At 55.9% G+C, this 1366-nt stretch carries 1 protein-coding gene; it reads right to left on the bottom strand.

Annotation, left to right across the window (positions count from 1 at the left end; all coding sequences use genetic code 11):
• Positions 1–61: 61 nt before the first annotated feature.
• Positions 62–1312, bottom strand: a complete 1251-nt coding sequence (locus tag QRN11_RS21415; RefSeq protein ID WP_102625793.1) for an IS256 family transposase — start codon at positions 1310–1312, stop codon at positions 62–64.
• Positions 1313–1366 lie beyond the last annotated feature (54 nt).

The raw sequence follows: 1366 nt of genomic DNA, 5'->3' as shown, positions 1-1366 counted from the left end.
GGGACTGTCAGATATTTTGTGTGCGGGCCGGTAACGGCCTGCCGTCAGGCAGGCCGTGCTTTTACCAGGTAGGCCTGATAAATCGATCTCCGTAAAGAATCGCAAATTGATTCATCGCGCTTTTCCAGTCATGGGCCGCTGAACCCCAATTGGCGGTGATATTGCGCAGTCCAAGCCAGATCAGTTTTGTCGCCGCATCGTCGGTCGGGAAGTGGCCGCGCGTCTTGATGATCTTGCGCAATTGAGCGTTGATGCTCTCGATGGCGTTGGTCGTGTAGATCACTTTTCGGATCGCCGGCGGGAACACGAAAAATGGGATCACACGATCCCAAGCGCGACGCCAGGCAGCCACTACCGTCGGATATTGCTTGCCCCATGGCCCACTTTCAAACGCATCCAGCGCCTGCTCGGCCGCTTCGGCGGTCACCGCCTGATAGATCGGCTTAAGCGCCTTGGCCAGTTCGCGACGCTTGTCCCAAGCCGCGTAATCAAGGCTGTTGCGGATCAGATGAACAATGCATGTTTGCAGTGTCGTGTCTGGAAATACAGCGTTGAGCGCTTCTGGCATGCCTTTCAGTCCATCGGTCACAGCAATCAACACGTCTTCGACGCCGCGTGTCTTGAGGTCGTTGAAAACCTTCATCCAGAACTTGGCGCCCTCGGTGTTTTCTATCCAGATGCCGAGAATATCGCGTGTTCCGTCAGGCAAAACACCCAGCGCCAAGTAGATCGCCTTGTTGCGAACCAGCCCCTCTTCGCGGATTTTGACCCGTAGAGCATCGAAAAAAATAACCGGATACATCGGCTCCAAAGGCCGCTGTTGCCATGCACCGATCTCTGCCATGACCTCGTCGGTTACAGAGCTGATGAAGTCGGGAGAAACGTCAGTACCGTACTGCTCGGAAAGAAACGCACGGATCTCTCTGACCGTCATTCCACGGGCATACATGGCGATGATCTTGTCATCGAACCCGGTGTAGCGGCGCTCGTGCTTGGGAATCAGGATGGGAGAAAAACTGCCGTCCCGATCGCGAGGAATATCCAGCCGGAGCGGGCCATCGCCGGTTAGAACCGTCTTGCCGCTTTTGCCATTGCGCTGGTTGGTTTCATCTTCCGGGCGCTGCGCGCCCGGCGGATAGCCCAAGTGGTGACCTAGCTCAGCACTCAGCGCTCGCTCGATCAAAGCCTTCTTGAACGCTGCAGACGCGTCCTCGATGGCTTCAGCGGTCATCGGTCCATCGGTGAATTGCTCGAGCAGCTCTTTCGGGATTTTCGGCAGCTCTCGCAACGCGGGTTTCTTTTTGGTTGGCATACATGCACCTCTTACTCATGTTATGCCCGAACACAAAATTACTGACACCCCCGT

The sequence above is a fragment of the Pseudarthrobacter sp. fls2-241-R2A-168 genome (assembly GCF_030209335.1).
In the GTDB taxonomy this organism is placed as follows: Bacteria; Actinomycetota; Actinomycetes; order Actinomycetales; family Micrococcaceae; genus Arthrobacter.
This window is presented reverse-complemented; position numbering and strand designations above follow the sequence as displayed.